At 52.7% G+C, this 18,430-nt stretch carries 7 protein-coding genes, 1 tRNA gene and 2 rRNA genes; 1 reads left to right on the top strand and 9 read right to left on the bottom strand.

The genetic code is table 11. From position 1 onward, the window contains the following. Positions 1-15: 15 nt before the first annotated feature. The 3 genes from NST44_RS08135 to NST44_RS08125 all read right to left on the bottom strand — a co-directional run bounded on the left by NST44_RS08135 (position 16) and on the right by NST44_RS08125 (position 4,925). A 23S ribosomal RNA gene (locus NST44_RS08135) occupies positions 16-2,942 on the bottom strand. A 231-nt stretch (positions 2,943-3,173) separates the two neighbouring features. Then, a tRNA-Ala gene (locus NST44_RS08130) sits at positions 3,174-3,249 on the bottom strand. 122 nt (positions 3,250-3,371) lie between these two features. Next, positions 3,372-4,925, bottom strand: a 16S ribosomal RNA gene (locus tag NST44_RS08125). Together the 16S and 23S rRNA genes with 1 tRNA gene alongside form the textbook arrangement of a ribosomal RNA operon. A gap of 486 nt (positions 4,926-5,411) precedes the next feature. Here NST44_RS08125 and NST44_RS08120 point away from each other — a divergent pair. Then, entirely contained in the window at positions 5,412-6,668 is a 1,257-nt protein-coding gene (locus NST44_RS08120; protein ID WP_340898779.1) for an MFS transporter, read from the top strand. Positions 6,669-6,884: 216 nt separating this feature from the next. On the opposite strand, the gene NST44_RS08115 is transcribed toward NST44_RS08120, so the two are convergent. The 6 genes from NST44_RS08115 to NST44_RS08090 all read right to left on the bottom strand — a co-directional run bounded on the left by NST44_RS08115 (position 6,885) and on the right by NST44_RS08090 (position 18,380). Further along, complete coding sequence (locus tag NST44_RS08115) at positions 6,885-7,079, bottom strand: hypothetical protein (RefSeq protein WP_210093940.1); 195 nt, start codon at positions 7,077-7,079, stop codon at positions 6,885-6,887. 135 nt (positions 7,080-7,214) lie between these two features. Then, positions 7,215-11,783 carry a S8 family serine peptidase gene (locus NST44_RS08110; protein WP_340898777.1) on the bottom strand — a complete coding sequence of 1,523 codons (4,569 nt, stop codon included), beginning with the start codon at positions 11,781-11,783 and terminating at the stop codon, positions 7,215-7,217. A gap of 394 nt (positions 11,784-12,177) precedes the next feature. Continuing rightward, a complete protein-coding gene (gene ligA, locus NST44_RS08105; protein ID WP_144878639.1) occupies positions 12,178-14,193 on the bottom strand; it encodes an NAD-dependent DNA ligase LigA in 2,016 nt (671 codons plus the stop codon). 130 nt (positions 14,194-14,323) lie between these two features. Continuing rightward, complete coding sequence (pcrA, locus tag NST44_RS08100; RefSeq protein ID WP_007132222.1) at positions 14,324-16,654, bottom strand: DNA helicase PcrA; 2,331 nt, start codon at positions 16,652-16,654, stop codon at positions 14,324-14,326. A gap of 175 nt (positions 16,655-16,829) precedes the next feature. Beyond that, the gene (locus NST44_RS08095) at positions 16,830-17,519 is read right to left on the bottom strand and encodes a heptaprenylglyceryl phosphate synthase (protein ID WP_007132223.1); all 690 of its coding nucleotides are present in this window, start codon (positions 17,517-17,519) and stop codon (positions 16,830-16,832) included. Positions 17,520-17,765: 246 nt separating this feature from the next. After that, positions 17,766-18,380 carry a class I SAM-dependent methyltransferase gene (locus tag NST44_RS08090; RefSeq protein WP_251535694.1) on the bottom strand — a complete coding sequence of 205 codons (615 nt, stop codon included), beginning with the start codon at positions 18,378-18,380 and terminating at the stop codon, positions 17,766-17,768. Positions 18,381-18,430: the final 50 nt, after the last annotated feature.

Raw genomic sequence — 18,430 nt, 5'->3', positions numbered from 1 at the left:
ACTTCGTAAAGCTTGTAGGATAAGCCCTCGACCGATTAGTATTGGTCAGCTCCATGCATTGCTGCACTTCCACCTCCAACCTATCTACCTCGTCGTCTTCAAGGGGTCTTACTAATTGGGAAATCTCATCTTGAGGGGGGCTTCACGCTTAGATGCTTTCAGCGCTTATCCCGTCCGTACGTAGCTACCCAGCCATGCTCCTGGCGGAACAACTGGTGCACCAGCGGTACGTCCATCCCGGTCCTCTCGTACTAAGGACAGCTCCTCTCAAATTTCCTACGCCCACGACAGATAGGGACCGAACTGTCTCACGACGTTCTGAACCCAGCTCGCGTACCGCTTTAATGGGCGAACAGCCCAACCCTTGGGACCTACTTCAGCCCCAGGATGCGATGAGCCGACATCGAGGTGCCAAACCTCCCCGTCGATGTGGACTCTTGGGGGAGATAAGCCTGTTATCCCCAGGGTAGCTTTTATCCGTTGAGCGATGGCCCTTCCATGCGGTACCACCGGATCACTAAGCCCGACTTTCGTCCCTGCTCGACTTGTAGGTCTCGCAGTCAAGCTCCCTTATGCCTTTGCACTCTTCGAATGATTTCCAACCATTCTGAGGGAACCTTGGGGCGCCTCCGTTACTCTTTAGGAGGCGACCGCCCCAGTCAAACTGCCCGCCTGACACTGTCCCCGTACCGGATCACGGTACCAGGTTAGAACCTAGATACGATCAGGGTGGTATCCCAACGTCGCCTCCACACAAGCTGGCGCTCATGCTTCTTAGGCTCCCACCTATCCTGTACAGATCGTACCCAAATCCAATATCAAGCTGCAGTAAAGCTCCATGGGGTCTTTCCGTCTTGTCGCGGGTAACCTGCATCTTCACAGGTATTAAAATTTCACCGGATCTCTCGTTGAGACAGCGCCCAAGTCGTTACGCCATTCGTGCGGGTCAGAATTTACCTGACAAGGAATTTCGCTACCTTAGGACCGTTATAGTTACGGCCGCCGTTTACTGGGGCTTCGGTTCACAGCTTCGGGTTTAACCCCTAACCGCTCCCCTTAACCTTCCAGCACCGGGCAGGCGTCAGCCCGTATACTTCGCCTTGCGGCTTCGCACAGACCTGTGTTTTTGCTAAACAGTCGCTTGGGCCTTTTCACTGCGGCCCCCTCGGGCTATTCACCCTACCGAGGCACCCCTTCTCCCGAAGTTACGGGGTCATTTTGCCGAGTTCCTTAACGAGAGTTCTTCCGCGCGCCTTAGAATTCTCTTCTCGCCTACCTGTGTCGGTTTGCGGTACGGGCACCTTCACCTGACTAGAGGCTTTTCTTGGCAGTGTGAGATCATGACCTTCGCTACTGTAATTTTCACTCCCCATCACAGCCCAGCCTTACGATGTGCGGATTTGCCTACACATCAGCCTCACTGCTTGGACGGACATCCATCAGTCCGCGTCACTACCCTCCTGCGTCACCCCATCGTTCATAACGGTTTACGGTGGTACAGGAATTTCAACCTGTTGTCCTTCGACTACGCCTTTCGGCCTCGCCTTAGGTCCCGACTTACCCTGAGCGGACGAGCCTTCCTCAGGAAACCTTGGGCTTTCGGCGGATCAGATTCTCACTGATCTTTTCGTTACTCATACCGGCATTCTCACTTGTATGCTGTCCAGCGCTCCTTACGGTACACCTTCAACCTGCATACAACGCTCCCCTACCCCTGATGCAAGCATCAAGCCATAGCTTCGGTGGTGTGTTTAGCCCCGTTACATTTTCGGCGCAGAGTCACTCGACCAGTGAGCTATTACGCACTCTTTAAATGGTGGCTGCTTCTAAGCCAACATCCTGGTTGTCTGTGCAACTCCACATCCTTTCCCACTTAACACACACTTGGGGACCTTAGCTGATGGTCTGGGCTGTTTCCCTTTTGACAATGGATCTTAGCACTCACTGTCTGACTCCCGGATATAAGTCTATGGCATTCGGAGTTTGACTGAGCTTGGTAACCCTTGCGGGCCCCGCACCCAATCAGTGCTCTACCTCCACGACTCTAATTTCCGAGGCTAGCCCTAAAGCTATTTCGGGGAGAACCAGCTATCTCCGAGTTCGATTGGAATTTCTCCGCTACCCCCACCTCATCCCCGCACTTTTCAACGTACGTGGGTTCGGGCCTCCAGTGCGTGTTACCGCACCTTCACCCTGGACAGGGGTAGATCACACGGTTTCGGGTCTACGTCCACATACTAAAACGCCCTATTCAGACTCGCTTTCGCTGCGGCTACGGCTTCTCGCCTTAACCTTGCATGGGAACGTAACTCGCCGGTTCATTCTACAAAAGGCACGCCATCACCCCTATAATGGGCTCTGACTTCTTGTAAGCACACGGTTTCAGGTTCTATTTCACTCCCCTTCCGGGGTGCTTTTCACCTTTCCCTCACGGTACTGCTTCACTATCGGTCGCTAGGGAGTATTTAGCCTTAGCAGATGGTCCTGCTGGATTCATACGGGGTTTCACGTGCCCCGCACTACTCGGGATCCGTCTCGGAGGGTTCACATTTTCGATTACAGGGCTTTTACCTTCTATGGCCGGCCTTTCCAGACCTGTTCGTCTAATCTAAACCTTTGTAACTCCATGTGAGACGTCCCACAACCCCAGAGAGCAAGCTCTCTGGTTTAGGCTGTTCCGCGTTCGCTCGCCGCTACTGACGGAATCACTCTTGTTTTCTCTTCCTCCAGGTACTTAGATGTTTCAGTTCCCTGGGTATGCCTCTAGCTGCCCTATGTATTCAGGCAGAAGTGACTGGCTATTACACCAGCCGGGTTTCCCCATTCGGACATCCCCGGATCGAAGCTTGCTTACAGCTCCCCGAGGCAGTATCGTTGTTCGCCACGTCCTTCATCGGCTCCTAGCGCCTAGGCATCCTCCGTGTGCTCTTAGTAGCTTAACCTTGTGCTTCGGTTTTGTGCTCATCGCTTGTTGTCCGCCGGTTTCCCTGATTGAATAAATTCGTTCAGAGGTTGAAACCGACTTCCAAAGGATCGATGATCCCAAAACCTTCGCGTGCTACTTTTATTACTTGGTCTTTCAATGAAGACACAAGCAGCTAAAAGGATATTTCTAAAACGCAAATTCGTTTCGTTATCTAGTTTTCAAGGATCAATGATTGATGAAATTGATTTGGTGGAGCCAAGGGGGATCGAACCCCTGACCTCCTGCGTGCAAGGCAGGCGCTCTCCCAGCTGAGCTATAGCCCCTCAAATTCCATCAAAACTGAACAAATGAAAGCACGTCATTGTCTTTGCTTTCGCAAAGGATCGGCGACCTTGCGGTCAACCGTATTTGTACCGCTTCGCTACGGAAGCGAGGTACTCCATAGAAAGGAGGTGATCCAGCCGCACCTTCCGATACGGCTACCTTGTTACGACTTCACCCCAATCATCTACCCCACCTTCGGCGGCTGGCTCCCGTAAGGGTTACCCCACCGACTTCGGGTGTTGTAAACTCTCGTGGTGTGACGGGCGGTGTGTACAAGACCCGGGAACGTATTCACCGCGGCATGCTGATCCGCGATTACTAGCAATTCCGACTTCATGCAGGCGAGTTGCAGCCTGCAATCCGAACTGAGACTGGCTTTTTAGGATTGGCTCCACCTCGCGGCTTCGCTTCCCGTTGTACCAGCCATTGTAGTACGTGTGTAGCCCAAGTCATAAGGGGCATGATGATTTGACGTCATCCCCACCTTCCTCCGGTTTGTCACCGGCAGTCACCTTAGAGTGCCCACCTTAAGTGCTGGCAACTAAGATCAAGGGTTGCGCTCGTTGCGGGACTTAACCCAACATCTCACGACACGAGCTGACGACAACCATGCACCACCTGTCTCCTCTGTCCCGAAGGCCGCCTCTATCTCTAGAGGATTCAGAGGGATGTCAAGACTTGGTAAGGTTCTTCGCGTTGCTTCGAATTAAACCACATACTCCACTGCTTGTGCGGGTCCCCGTCAATTCCTTTGAGTTTCAGTCTTGCGACCGTACTCCCCAGGCGGAATGCTTAATGTGTTAACTTCGGCACCAAGGGTATCGAAACCCCTAACACCTAGCATTCATCGTTTACGGCGTGGACTACCAGGGTATCTAATCCTGTTCGCTCCCCACGCTTTCGCGCCTCAGCGTCAGTTACAGCCCAGAGAGTCGCCTTCGCCACTGGTGTTCCTCCACATATCTACGCATTTCACCGCTACACGTGGAATTCCACTCTCCTCTTCTGCACTCAAGTTCCCCAGTTTCCAGTGCGTCCCGAAGTTGAGCCTCGGGTTTAAACACCAGACTTAAAGAACCGCCTGCGCGCGCTTTACGCCCAATAATTCCGGACAACGCTTGCCCCCTACGTATTACCGCGGCTGCTGGCACGTAGTTAGCCGGGGCTTTCTTCTCAGGTACCGTCACTCTCATAGCAGTTACTCTATGAGACGTTCTTCCCTGGCAACAGAGCTTTACGATCCGAAAACCTTCATCACTCACGCGGCGTTGCTCCGTCAGGCTTTCGCCCATTGCGGAAGATTCCCTACTGCTGCCTCCCGTAGGAGTCTGGGCCGTGTCTCAGTCCCAGTGTGGCCGTTCACCCTCTCAGGTCGGCTACGCATCGTCGCCTTGGTGAGCCGTTACCTCACCAACTAGCTAATGCGCCGCAGGCCCATCCTCAAGTGACAGATTGCTCCGCCTTTCATAACTCTGCCATGCAGCAGATTTAATTATCCGGTATTAGCTACCGTTTCCGGTAGTTATCCCAGTCTTGAGGGCAGGTTGCCTACGTGTTACTCACCCGTCCGCCGCTAAGCAACGGTTTCCCGAAGGAAACCATTAGTCCGCTCGACTTGCATGTATTAGGCACGCCGCCAGCGTTCGTCCTGAGCCAGGATCAAACTCTCCAATAAAGATCGTCCGAAGGACGATGAATTGAAAGAGCGATTAAGCTCATTTAGAAGCTAACGTCTTAACGTTGCTTGTGTTTCATTGACGTGTTCCATTTGTTCAGTTTTCAAGGAACTTGATGTTTCGTCTGTCGCGCCGATCAGTTCAATCAGCAGCGCAGGTTTATATCATATCAAGTTATCGACGTGATGTCAACACTTTTTTTCGACGCCGTTCGACAACCTGCAAAAGCGTTTGTCAAAAGCGACAATTAGTAATATACCACCTGGGCGAAAAATTATCAAGGCTTTTGCTCAAAAAAATCGATCCCCTTTTTATTCCATCATGTTTGCCTTCCGAACTTCGGATTTATTTGCATTTTGTTATTCGAATTCATTGATTTCCACACGAAAAGGTTTTAATGTTAGTTCATTACTGAAACGGCGCATGGTTCATAATTATGCCCACTACATAACACCACTCTATATAAGAAGAAAGGAGTTCCTTCAATGGCGGACAGAAGCGTAGCTCTCCAGAAACCCTCTGCCCCCCCAAGCCCCGTCCATGGCGGGACTCAACAGGCGACGGTATATCGGATACTGCTTGCGATCAGCTTCGTACACTTATTTAATGATTCGATTCAATCAGTCATCCCTGCGATCTTTCCTATTTTAAAAGACAATCTATTTCTAACCTTTACGCAAATCGGCTGGATTTCCTTTGCCATCAACTTTACTTCTTCCCTTATACAGCCGGTTATCGGCTATGCCGCCGACCGAAGGCCGACACCGATTCTTCTGCCGATCGGCATGTGCTTTACGTTCGCGGGCGTGTTCCTTCTTGCGCACGCGCATACCTATTTGCTTGTCATGCTCGCCGTTATACTCATCGGCCTTGGCTCGGCAACCTTCCATCCGGAAGGGATGCGGGTCGCCCATATGGCGGCCGGTATGCGAAAGGGCTTGTCTCAATCGATCTTTCAGGTTGGGGGCAATGCCGGACAATCCCTGGCGCCGCTGCTTACGAAGTTTATTTTTGTACCCTACGGGCAAATCGGAGCGATGGCCTTCACCTTTGTCGCGGGGGCCGGCATCCTCGTTCAGAGCTATGTTGCCAAGTGGTATCACGGGATGCTGAAAGCAGGCTATACCTTCAAAAAGAGAACAGCCGGCAGAACGCTGGACCCTGCCCGCCGCAAAAGCATCTGGAACGCGACCGTCGTGCTCGTCGTCCTCGTGTTCATCCGCTCTTGGTATGGAGCAGCGATCAGCAGCTATTACGCTTTTTATTTAATGGATGCTTACCGGATATCCATTGAAAATGCGCAAATTTATATTTTTCTATTCCTGGCTTCGGGAGCCGTAGGTACCTTCTTCGGGGGGCCGCTTGCCGATCGTTACGGACGACGGAATTTGATCATCTTCTCCATGGTTGGGACAGCGCCGATTGCGCTCATCCTGCCTTTCGTGTCTTCATTCTGGGCAGGGGTGCTGCTTGTGATCAGCGGATTCGTGCTTTTATCCAGCTTCTCGGTGACCGTGGTGTACGCCCAAATGCTGCATCCCGGCAATATCGGAACGGTCTCCGGGCTGATCACCGGTTTTGCCTTCGGCATGGGCGGCATCGGCTCGCTGGTGCTCGGAAACCTCGGGGACGTCTGGGGAATTGCCAATGTCATGATTGCCGTTGGCTTCCTTCCTCTGCTGGGGCTTCTTGCCCTCTTGCTGCCAAGTGACCGAACGCTCGATCAGTGGTCGAAGGAATAACCGTTTCTGGCGATCCCCTTAAATCACTACGAATAAAGAAACAATGGTTCACACGGTGGCCATTAGCTAGATTAAATGTCCAAGACGCTCGCCATTCGCATGTTTGCGGATCGGATGAGCGTTTTTCTTTTTTTAATGTTAGGGATGGCAGATTGTGAGGGAGCTTTATATGAAAAGAGGTCCCGGTGGTCACCAGTGTCTCAGGGACATGCTTGTTTACTTTATTTTACGGACCAGCTTAATAAACCAATAGAGAAAGATCCACGGCAAAACATAGGTTGTCACCCATTCTATGCTTCGCTGGATCCCACCGCCTTCCGCCCCTTCGCCAACGTCACCCAACACAGTAAGTAGTACGAATACGGGTACGATCGCTATAACAAAATAAATGATGATCTTTTGGGTTTTCAACTTTGTTCGCCTCCCGTTATGCTCGTCCATTATCCTTATTACAAGCATTCGTTCATTGTTCTGTCAATAAAAAAGGGCCCGGCTGCTGCCAGCCGAGTCCCTCGATAATGATGAGTCGTTGCATCAAAACTAGGATCAGATTTTATTCAAGTAATCCAGCAGGCGGTACACGATGACCGATACTTGCGCCCGGGTCGAAGTCTCTTCAGGTGCAAAACGGTTTCCGTTCATCCCTTTGACGAGACCCTGTTCAACTGCAAAAGCGACGGCGGCACGTGCATCAGCCGGAATTTGATTCGCATCGCTGAAGGACAATTGGCCTCCTTCGGACTCCACCTTCAATGCGTCGGCAATCATCGTGACCATCTCTACCCGAGTCAGCGGGTTCTTCGCTCCCGCTTCCTTGCTGCGGGTATCCCAATCGATGCCTGTCTCAAAGATGCGGTCCAAGAGGGTAGCGAACTCTGCACGGGTTATGGTTGTGTTCGGTGAGAAGCGTCCGGCCCCTGTGCCGTACGTGACGTGCTGTGAGGCGGCAACTTCAATCTCATCCTTGGCCCAGTGACCGCTGATGTCATTGAAGGTTACGCTGTTCTCGGCGGCAACGTAGGATGCCGGAACGTAGATCCGGAAGGTAATGGAGCCTTTTGCGGCAGAATGCAGTAAGCCTGCGGACACCATGTCTCCTGTTGCCGACTGCATGTAGGCGCCAACCTTGCGCGCATCCTTCACCTTGGCCGAATCATAGTTTAGTGTCAGCAAAATCGAATGCTTGAACTTATCGGCATGCTTCACCGTCACGAGCGGCGAAACAACATTCAAGCTTGCAGGATTTCCTGCCTTGCCGGCAGCTACGGACACCGTCAAATTGAATCCGCTGGCCGTCGTGAAATCATCCAGCGCATCGGCAGGCACCGTCAACGCAAAGCCGTTGCCTTGAATGACCAGCGGCTTGCCGGAGGCTTTTAGCTTATCAACGGTTGCCTTGTTTAAAGTAAATGCAACGTCGCTGTACTTCGTGAAGTCCAGCTTTGATACATCCAGCTTCACTTCCTTGCCGTCTCCGGCAATGCCTGCACTCACTGCGGTTTCAGACAATGCAGCGGTGGCGGATTCGGTGCCATCCGTATTTTTCTTCGTTGTTACTTTGGCATCGCCCGATACTTCAGGAGCCGGTGTGGATGGAGTCGTAGAACCGCCACCGGACGATGATCCGCCTCCTCCGCCGGAGCCACCGCCTGGGTTACCCGGATCCGGGTTGCCAGGACCCGGAGCACCGGTCAGCTGCAGATCAACCGTTGCCGTTCCTTCCAGACCTTGACGGTCCTTGACCGAAAGCTCTACCGTATAGTTGCCCGAGGACAGTCCATCAAGCGGAATGGTAAATGCCCCATCCTGCTCAACATCAAAGCTTCCTTCCTTGGCTACGGATTTGTTGGCTCTCTTGATCGTGTATTTGGCATCGAGCCATTCGCTTACGTCGAAGTCGATTGCCCATTCATCCCACATCGCCGGAGCAGCAGTTACATAGAGATCCTCGATTGTACCGCTTAAGGCAGGCTTATCCTTGCCTGAAAGCTGTACATCTTGTTCTGTATGGATAACCGGCGCTGCTCGTTTGACGAAGAACGGGATGGTGGAGTAATCGGAACTTACTTGCAAATTTGTACCCAAAGCTAAAAGTTCAATGGAGTATAATCCATCCTGAACTTCCACCTCTTGCTCGGTTGCATAATCGCCGTATTTTCCGTTCCAACCGATTGTAAAGGACGTGTTAGCATCAAAGTACCCCTGATTCCCGAAAATTTGGCCAATTATTCCATCACCTTCTACCCCCGCTCCTGGGTTCAGGCTGTCGTACAGATCAGCAATGACGATCTGCATCGGATTATAGAATTCGAATGAAACATTCAATTTCCCAAGATTTCCGTACTGATCCAATGGGAAATGCGGAATATATACCTCTGTATCGTTAAATACTTTGGTGTACTTAATTCCTGTAATCTCTAAATTGAAGTACGCTGCATACGGTACAGAATACGTCCGCGTTCCATTTGTCAGCGTAATATAGCCTTGCTGCTCCGAAACACCCGTAATGCCCTCCGGCACTTCCAGGGTAACGACCAGTTCCTCTTGGCCGTTCAGCGCGAAGGAGGCTTTATCTACCGTCACCGAGACGCCCGGCGTCTCAACAGTAGAATTGACTGCGACCTTAAATTCTCCCCCGTTTGCCCCCAGTTGCTCTACCCGGATTTTCTTCTGGACCTTTTTAGCTGTCGTCCCCGTAAAGTTGCCGAAACTGATGCTGCCGGTAATGTTGTCATACTCTTTGCTGGTTCCTTTCTCCTGATAAGTTGTCTTGTCGATGACCTTGACCAGCGTATCCGCTTGAATCGTCTGGAGCGCTTGTACGCGGCCTGCCCCCTGATCATTGACTTCGTACAATTCAGTGTTCAGAACCTTCGCATTGTTCATGAGCGCGACCTTAACATCAAACGGCAACCAATGGCTGTTCTTTTCCAGGATCAGAGCAGCGAGACCAGCAACGTGCGGAGACGCCATGCTCGTGCCCGTGAAGCGATCATACGCTTGGCTGTAATCCGCCTCTGGCGAATCCTTGCCGTATGCCGGTACCGTTGACAGGATGCTCGTTCCTGGTGCTACGACATCCGGTTTAATATCCAGCGTTTTCTTGGCTGGTCCTCTTGAACTCGAGGTGTACATTTCATCCCCTTCGGTTTGGGTCCGCTTGAAATCGGAGAACCGGACTTGAAGGTTCGGATGTTCACCGAGAAGTGCCTTAATCTGCTCCCCTACATCCTTGCTAGTACGGAAGGTCGGGATGAATTGGAAGCTGTCTCCAAGGTACGCTATCGGATTGGTAGCGTCATCCGTATTGTTGTATATGATAATACCGATGGCTCCTGCTGCCTTGGCACTAGCGATCTTGTCGACGAATGGAATGACGCCTCTTTGAATCAATGCGATTTTACCTTCAGCGTTTACCCCTTTGAAATCCTCAGGATAACCAAGTCCGGCATAGACCAACTCGAAATCTCCTTGAAGTACAACTTCAGGATCCTCTGCCAAATTCCAGGCCATCAAATCCATTCCATAAGTTGCTTCAACAACAGTCAACGGTCTGTTCTGCTCATCAACAGAACCGTTCCCCTCCTGTTCAAGCGGGAGTTGTCCGTCGGTCGACTCGGTTCCTTCGTCTGTTGACGGGGAGTCTACAGGAGTTCCCTGTTCCGAGTCTTGCTCAGTCGATGTACCGGTTGCTGGTACGCTTGTGTCTTCTTCCGTATGACCGGATAGGTTCGATGCCTCTCCATGGCTCTCGGCCTCCGGTTCTGACGTTCCTGCAGATGGTTCTTGTCCAAGATCGGCTTCACCTGCATCCTCTCCTTCTTCCGGAACTGGCTGTTGATCCGGCTGCGTTGCATTTCCCAGCTCTGCCGGAGGATCGCTCGGTTCCGTATTATCCGGCTGATCGATTTCAAGATCCTCTTCCGCGTAAAAATAACCGGTGGCTGCAATCTCATCACTTGGTCCCGTCGAGTTGCCTACAGTTATGGCAAATGCGGAAGTGGCCGGTGACCCGGCCGTCCAGCGGTTAGGACCGCTATTGCCGCTCGCGACAACCGGTGTTACGCCGGCCAAGGCGGCATTGTTAACCGCAACCGATGTCACATAATCCGGATCATTACGGGAATTACCCAGGGATAGGTTGATGACATCCATGCCATCCTGAACGGCGCGGTCAATGCCGCCAACCACCCAGCTGGAATAACCGCTGCCATATGGCCCAAGGACACGGTAAGCATAGATGCTCGCTCCCGGCGCAATTCCCACAACACCGAATTCGCCTGCTTCCCGTGCAGCAATCGTTCCCGCTACATGTGTTCCATGATCAGTCCAATAGGTGCTTCCATTGTCATCTACCGGAGCCGGATTGGTAGGATCGTTCTCCCAATCAAGAGGCGTTGCTTCATAAGGGTCATTGTCATTATCAACGAAGTCATATCCCCCCTTATAGGCGTCCTTCAAGTTCGGATGCTCGTAATCAATGCCGGTATCAATGACACCGACCTTGATGCCCTTCCCGGTGTATCCCAAATCCCACACGTCTGGTGCCCCGATAAAAGGACCCGTATCCTTCATGTAAGGCTTGACTTCGTCAACCTTCGGACCCGCCGTTACTTCCAGATCCGGATACACACCAAGCACACCAGGGATCTCAAGCAGTGCTTCGACTTGGCTCCCTTCGATCTCCATGGAAAGACCGTTGAATGCATAGCTATATTGATTTGAAACGTCGTGATCGATATTTTTGGAGTCCAGGCTGTCTATAAATTTCTGCTGCTGCTGTTCCACTTGGGCTTCCGCCTGTGCTTCCATCGATGACGTAAAAGATCTGCCCGACAGTGCGGAAATTCCCTTCTTTAACGCAACAGGCTCGGCCGATAATTCAACAATGACTCTGGTCGGACCTCCCGTTGATTTCCTTAGACTCTGATCGAGTTCAGGAAACTCGGCCAGCTTCGCCCGATGCTCTAACATCTGCTTCAATTGGAATGCTTCTTCGGTGCTTAACGAACTGCTAAGCTCTTGCGATCCTTCCGTAGGAGCCGCAGCTGCAGGTACGACTAGAGATAGCGCCAATAGTAAACTTAATAGAATAGATAACCATCTTTTACTCAAAGCTTTGCTCCTCCCCGAAACATAATGTATAAAGCCATGAAACAGGGTCTTGAAACTAGCAGCAAAAACGCCTCTCTATCACCTCTTTCTATGAAAGACTGACCCGTGGTAAATTACTTCGAGGTGTAAATTTTATATTCCTTCATCCTTTTCTGTATTTAATTGTAAAGTATTGTCGGAAGGATAGGAGGTTTTGGCGAAAGCTCGAATAGTAGGGCCCAGCATTCATGCCTATAAGGCTGCATGGAGATGCCACCGTAAAGCGTCCTGCAAAGATTTTCGTTGCAAAAAAATAGCGACACAGGAACCATTCCTGCATCGCTATTTCAAACTAATTTATTGAGCTGTTGAATTTGGCGGCCTCATCTCGCCGAGTTCAATCCATTCAGCTTGCTCAAGCTTCGTTCAAAAGCCGCACAAACTCTTCTTCGTTATCCAAAATATCAATCCCGAGCTGCTGCGCCTTCGCCAGCTTGCTTCCGGCCTTCTCGCCGGCGATCAGCAGGTCCGTCTTCTTGGAGACGCTGCCCGTCACTTTGGCTCCCAGCGCCTCCAGGCGCTCGGTGGCCTCCTCGCGGGTGAGCAGGTGCAGCGTGCCTGTCAGCACGACCGTCTTGCCGCTGAAGAACGAGTCGGTGCTCACCGGCTTCGGCGCTTCCGGTGCTTTGGCCTGCACGCCGAGCGACAGCATCTTCTCAATGCTCGCCCGGTTGAACGGATCCGCGAAATATCCGGCAATGCTCTCGGCCACGATGCCGCCAACGTCCGGCAGCTCCACCAGTTCCTCGGCGGTAGCCTCCATCACGCGGTGAAGATCCCGATAATGGTCCGCAAGCATCTTGGTCGTAGATTTACCGGTATTCGGGATACCGAGCGCGAACAGAAACGCAGCGAGATCCCGCTCCTTGCTCTTCTCGATCGCATCCAGCAGGTTTTGCGCCTTCTTCTCCCCGAACCGCTCCAGCTTAACCAAGCTGTCGAAGGACAGCGTGTACAGATCGGCCGGCTCCCGCACGCCCAGCTCCTCGTACAGCTGGATCGCCGTCTTGTCGCTGAACGTCTCGATATCCATCGCATCCCGCGACGCAAAATGCGTAATCCGCGCCACGATCTGCGGCTTGCACCCTGTCTTGTTGTTGCAGAAAAGGTGCGCGCCGCGCTGCTCCAGCGGGAATCCGCAGGACGGACATGCCTCCGGATACAGAATCTCCTCGCCGTCGTTCTCTTCCGTGACCTTGCCGAGGATTTCCGGGATGACGTCGTTCGAACGGCGGATAAAGACGCGGGTACCGAGGGCGAACTTGAGATTTTTGCGCTCAATATCCCCGATATTGTTCAGCGTGCAATTCTGTACCGTAACGCCTGCCAGCTCGACCGGCTCGACGCGCGCTAGCGGGGTGATTTTTCCCGTGCGGCCCACGTTCCAGGATACCGACTGCAGCACCGTTGTTGTCTCTTCCGCTTCGAATTTGTAAGCAACCGCCCAACGCGGGAATTTATCCGTATACCCGAGCGCCTCGCGAGTGCGGAAATCGGTCACCTTCACGACGGCCCCGTCGATCAGGTAGTCCAGCTCGGAGCGGCGTTTCTCGATGTCGGCGAGCTGCTCCATCACGTCATCGAACTGCTCAAAATAGAAAATATACGGATTCACCTTGAACCGGTTCTCCCGCAGGAAATCCATCATTTCCTTGTGGTCCTTAAACGCGACGCCGTCCGAGTATCCAATGTTGTAAAAATAAGCGTTCAGCTTGCGCTCGGCCGTTACCTTCGGATTCAGGTTGCGCAGTGCGCCAGCCGCGGCGTTGCGTGCATTTTTAAGAGGCTCAACCGCCGTCTTATTGTATTCCTCCAGAACCGACAGGTTCATGATGCCCTCGCCCTGCACTTCGATCGTTCCTTCCGTGAACGGAATCGTGAGCGGAACCGATTTGATTGTCTTCACCTGGGAGAGGATACCCTCGCCCACCACGCCGTTTCCCCGCGTCGAGGCTTGGATGAGCTTGCCGTTCTGGTACGTCAAATTCAGCGTAAGCCCATCGAACTTCAGCTCAAGTGCATAGCAAGGGGTCGGCAGCGGGCTGCCGGGGTTCTTCGTATTGTAGTCATTAACCAGCCGGACGACCCGGTCATGCCAGGTACGAAGCTGCTCGATATTCTGGGCTTTGTCCAAGCTCCAGAGCGGCGCCAAATGGCGATGCGGCGTAAATCCCTTCAAAATCTCCCCGCCCACCCGCTGGGTAGGGGAATCCGGAAGCGTGACCCCGGTCTCTCTCTCCAATGCTACCAGCTGGTCATATAAAGCATCATATTCCTTGTCGCTCACGAGCGGCTGATCCAGCGTGTAGTAATGGTAATTGTATCGGTTTAGCTCCGCGATGAGCTTCTCCATCTGTTCCTTGAACTCCATGCAGGGGGAATCCTCCTTTAATATAATACGGGCATCATTCTTCGAACCGTCGAAGCAGGTTATTGCGAGCTTATGCTTGCAGTTACAGTACTTCCTGCTTTCCTATCTCTTACGTCTCTAATTCTAGCCTTTATTCCACTTTCGTAATCGGAGCGAAGCCGGCCAGCAGCCGTTTTACGCCGACCGGTGCCGGGAACGCGATCTGCAGCTCCATGTCGTTGCCACTGCCTTTGACGGCGACGATCGTACCAGTGCCCCATTTGCCATGGGCTACTTTATCGCCGGCTTTGAAATCCGAGCTACCGCCGGCTGCAGCCTGACGGGCCGCCCCGCCTGTCGCCATCGTCACCCGGCTCTTCGAAGCGGTCTGGGCGGATGCGGTTGAGCCTCCAAGCGACAGATCGCTGGTACGGGATGCGCCGAAGTTGCTGCCTCCCCCGCCGCCAAAGCCGCGGCCGGCATACGAGCCGCCAACATTGCCCCCGCCTCCGCGGCGGTAGCGGTCATGGACCATCTGCGTGTCTTCCTTCAGCTCATCCGGAATCTCATCCAGGAAGCGCGAAGGCGGATTAGCCGTGGTTCGGCCGAACAGAGTCCGCATGCGGGCACAGGACAGGAATAATTGCTTTTCCGCACGCGTAATGCCTACATAAGCAAGTCGGCGTTCTTCCTCCAGCTCTTCATTGTCCATAAAAGCACGGCTGTGCGGGAATACGCCCTCCTCCATGCCAATAATGAAAACAACCGGGAATTCGAGTCCCTTGGCACTGTGCATCGTCATCAGCACGACCGCATCGCTCTTGTCTTCCTCGTCGTTATTCATCGAGTCGATATCCGCGATCAAGGCGAGATCCGTCAGGAAGGAGACGAGCGACTTATCCTCATTGTTCTTCTCGAACTCCTGGGTCACCGACAGGAATTCGTCGATGTTCTCGAGCCGGGAACGGGATTCGAGCGTGTTTTCATTTTGCAGCTCAAGCCGGTATTCCGACATCTCCAGCATTTTCTCGGTGAGCTCCGTCACGGACAGGTACTCCACCATTTTGTTCAGTGCGTCAATCATGTCGTAGAAATTAACGAGCGCGTTGCGCGTCCGCCCGGCGAAGCCGAGATCATCCACAACCTCCAGCACTCGGAAAATCGAGATGCCCCGCTCTGCGGCGGCAGCCGCAAGCTTCGCTACCGTCGTATCCCCGATGCTCCGCTTCGGTACGTTAATGATTCGCGTCAAACTGATATCGTCATCCGGGTTGGAAATGAGGCGCAGATAGGCCAGCATATCCTTAATCTCTTTGCGGTCGTAGAACTTGATGCCCCCGACGATCTGGTACGGAATGTCCGACTTGATCAGAATTTCCTCGATCACCCGCGACTGGGCGTTCGTCCGGTAGAGAATCGCATGGTCCGCATAGTTTTTGCCGGCCTTGATGTTCTTGCTGATCTCCGAAGTCACAAAATATCCCTCGTCATGCTCCGTATCCCCGCGGAACACCTTGATCTTGGGCCCTTCCCCCTGCTCGGTCCACAGGTTTTTCGGCTTACGGCCTGTATTGAGGGCGATCACGTTGTTGGCGGCATTCAGGATGTTCGATGTGGAACGGTAGTTCTGCTCCAGCAGAATCGTCCGCGCCTCCGGGTAATCCTCCTCAAAATTCAGGATGTTCGTGATATCCGCACCGCGCCAGCGATAGATGGACTGGTCGCTGTCCCCGACGACGCAAATCCGGTGATGGCTGTCGGCCAGCATCCGGCACAGCATGTACTGGGCACGGTTCGTATCCTGGTATTCATCCACATGGATGTACTGGAATTTGCGCTGGTAGAAATCAAGCACTTCCGGCACTTCCTTGAACAGCTGGATCGTCGTCATGATCAGATCGTCAAAATCGAGGGAGTTGTTGCTCTTCAGACGCTTCTGGTAATCCACATATACCTTGGCGACCAAGCTCTCGAAATAATCTCCCGCTTTCTGCTCGTATTGCTGCGGAGTGATCAGCTCGTTCTTCGCCGCGCTAATGGCGGCTTGTACCGCCTTCGGTTCAAATTTCTTAGGGTCGATGTTATGGTGCTTCATCACATTCCGGATTACGGATAATTGGTCGGTCGAGTCCAGGATGCTGAAATTCGATGTAAAGCCAAGCCGCTCAATATCCCTGCGCAAAATACGCACGCACATCGAGTGGAACGTCGATACCCAGATATCCTGCCCTTCCCGGCCGACGAGCTTCGAGACCCGCTCCTGCATTTCGCGGGCGGCTTTATTGGTAAAGGTAATCGCCAGGATACTCCAAGGCGCTGCCTTGCGCGTGGCGATCAGGTATGCGATCCGGTGCGTCAGCACCCGCGTCTTGCCGGAGCCCGCTCCGGCCATGATGAGCAGCGGTCCGTCAGTGGCCTCCACAGCCTGCCGCTGCTGGGGATTGAGGCGCTTGATCGCCTCATGTATATCAATGGAATGCATAAAGATTGCCTCCTAAGGTGTAAATTTGAGCAATGTGCGTCGTGTTGTGTTTTTTCAAAAAATGGGGTTGTACAAAAAGGTCCGGGGTCTGTATAAGGAATGTTCGGCGGTCTAATTTGTCCTCTGTGGACTAATACTCATATGCATCGAGACTATAGGAATCGGGCATCAGGTGTCAGCCTTTCACCGCACTGACCGTCGCCAGTGCCTGCTCCAGGTCATCATAAACGATATTGCCCACGATGATGGTATCGGCGCATGCCGCAGCCTCAGCTGCCCGCTCTGCGTTCGTGATTCCCCCGCCGTAAAATAGACGGGCCTGATCAAGCGATCGGCGCACCTTGCGGACGGTCTCCATATCGCCAAACGCACCGCTGTATTCCAAATAGACGACCGGCAGCTGCATGAGCTTGTCTGCCACTTGGGCGTAAGCTGCGGCAGAGCTTGCATCCAGCGCGGTATTCGCTCCTGTCAGCTCGGCAACGGCCGCATCCGGATTCAGCACAATATAGCCCTCCGCCACGACCAGCTCCCACGGAATCATATAACCATACCGCTCGATTCCTTCATGATGGCGGCCGAGTATCCATGTCGGATCCCCGGTATTCAGCACCATGGGAATCATGTATAGATCAAATCCGGGTACAACGGCTTCCAGATCGGACACCTCCTGCACGCACGGCAGCTCATAGCGGCGAACACGGGACAGGAGATCCACCGTATTTTCATAGGTAACGCCGGTCGAGCCTCCTACCATAATCGCATCGGTTCCTGACATGCATACCGCATCAAGGGCATCGTCGGCGATCTCCTTGTCGGGATCCAGCTTAAACACATGCCGCCAGGATTGTATCAAATCTTTCAAGCGTCATACCTCCACGTTCACGGGTTACTATTATACTAAATTAAGTCTATGCCAGCACGGTATGCAAGTCAATTTATGTTCGCATAAAATACGAACATTTTTTTGGTAATGGCGGGGAAGCGAGGGATGTGCGCTCAAACCGTTTCATGGCGGTTGCAGGGAATGGAACGCGATGAGCATAAAAAGCCCAACCCTCCCCGTTATCGGGAGAAGATTGGGCAAAGCTTCAAGCATCCGGTTATTGTGTTACTTTTTCGCGGTGTTGTTTGGTTTCAGTACGTGGACGTACCATTTTAAACCGGCTTTATGATTGAACAAGCTCACCTTATCCACTACCTCAAATGCCCCGCAGGTCTCCATCTCTTGAATTTTATGATCCACCATGGCGTGATCGGGATCCTGCTGGTTTTTGTGAGAATACAACGATGTTACGATAACACCGCCCGGCGTGAGAAACTCGGCGTATTCCAGCAGCTTGGCCGGCGTATTCGGGACATACTGCAGCGATTCGTTAAAGACGATGACGTCGAAGGATCTCGGCGGCGTGTAATGATTGATGTCGGCGCAATGGAAAATTTGGGCGTCCGTTTTCCTCGAGGCGATTTTGATCGCTTCCTCCGACAGATCGACGCCTACATATGCCGGCTTTTCTTGCTCCGTCAGCAGATCGTACAGATTGCCCGCACCGCATCCCATATCCAGGATGCCTTCAGCTGCGGCAAACTTCCGAATGTAGCCGTATACGACGGAATACCGGGCGTACTCGGTCATATCGGATAAGTAATCCCACATCTGCGCTTTATACTCTTCGTCCCATTGCTGTTTGCTGCTTTCAATGAAATCTTGAATCATTTTTTCCATGGATGGATTCCCTCCCCATACGGAATGAATAGTAAGTCTTCAAGTAATCA

The organism is Paenibacillus sp. FSL W8-0919, from assembly GCF_038003785.1.
GTDB lineage: Bacteria > Bacillota > Bacilli > Paenibacillales > Paenibacillaceae > Paenibacillus_AQ > Paenibacillus_AQ lactis.
Note: the sequence above shows the minus strand (reverse complement) of the source record. Positions and strands in the feature narration are given on the sequence as shown.